The following is a 1575-nucleotide window of genomic DNA, read 5'->3' as shown; positions in this document are numbered from 1 at the left end:
CGTAATATAAAGCGCTCAAACCCGATTGCAAAACGTTCCTGCAACGCTAGCAACTTACCCATTAAGGTATCGCTTTGAGAACGATGAATTCTGATGTTCTTGAGGTGCGCTGGGAGTATTAACTTCGATTCAATTAGTGAAAATAAAAGAATCGGTATGACCACCACAGGGATTGCAGCAAACAGTTGACCACGAACACCTTCAATAAAAGCAATGGGCATGAACGCAGCGATAGTGGTGAGGATCCCGAATGTCACTGGAACAGCAACTTCCTGCGTTCCATTGATAACGGCCTCGATACCGCTCTCGGATTTTCTTAGATGCGAGTATATGTTCTCGCCCGTGACAATCGCATCATCAACCACAATCCCTAGAATTAAGATGAAGCCAAATAGCGAAATGATATTAATGCTCACGCCAAAAAACGGCATGACAAAAAAGGCACCCATAAAGGTGACAGGAATACCGATACAAACCCAAAATGCGATCGCGGGGCGTAAAAACAAAGTCAGCAGCAACATCACAAGAATACCGCCTTGTATCGCACTGTCGCTTAAAGTCTTGAGACGCTTTTTGACGATATTAGATCGATCTCGCCATGCGGTTAGTTGCAACAACTGGTTTTGATCTTCACTGCGCGTTGCTATGTAGTCTTTTACCTTATCGGCAACATCAATCGCACTTTCGTCGCCAACACGATAGATCTCAATCAGGGCCGCTGGTTTAACGTTGAAACGCGTAATACTTACATCCTCGACAAAACCGTCGACGATATCTGCAACGTCACCCAAGCGAATGACTCCGCCAGTATTACTAGTACGGATAACAATACGGCTAAACTCATCCGCCCCATAAGCCTGACCACTTGAGCGAAGCAATATGTCGCCGCCTACTGTTTTAATTGCTCCAGCAGACAAATCGAGTGAGGCCTCTCGTATACGCGAAGCGATTTCTTCAAGAGTAATGCCGTAACGCTCTATTACTTGCTCACGCACGTAGATAGACACTTCATAATCGCGCACACCATCAAGCTCAACTTGGCTTACGCCAGTAATTGCAAGCAAGTCGTCCCGAATACTAATTGCTTCTTGTCGCAATTCACGCTCGGCAAGATCACCGTATACAGCCAAGCCAATGACTTCGCGTTGACGTTTCACCAAGGAGACAATAGGGCGTTCCGCATCAGCGGGTAAGTTATTGACACTATCAATACGGTTTTTAACCTCAGCTAATAGCGTTTGCGGATCATATCGCTCATCGACTTCAATATTGACCTGAGCCACTCCCTCAGTCGAGCGACTCGACAATGCGGCGATACCTTCGAGATCATCAACCGCTTGCTCTAGTTTGGTTGAGACAGAGCTTTCAATATCTTTTGGCAATGCCCCAGGCACGGCTACGCTAGCCTGAATAATTCGAGGTTCTATGCTAGGAAATACTTCAAGAGGAATATTTAGTTTTAAAGAGCCCAATCCAATCAGAACGATTGTGAGCATCAATAAGTTTGCTGCGACACTATTGCGCGCGAACCAAGCAATCATTCAGCAACCTTTATCAACGTACCAGATGAAAGTT

1 protein-coding gene is annotated in these 1575 nt (G+C 45.7%); it reads right to left on the bottom strand.

The features are described from left to right. Positions 1–1541 (bottom strand): efflux RND transporter permease subunit (locus A3739_RS11950; RefSeq protein ID WP_197472290.1); only part of this gene is annotated, 1541 nt, incomplete at its 3' end. Between the last annotated feature and the right edge of the window lie 34 nt (positions 1542–1575).

This window comes from Oleiphilus sp. HI0067 (assembly GCF_001635735.1).
Note: the sequence above shows the minus strand (reverse complement) of the source record. Positions and strands in the feature narration are given on the sequence as shown.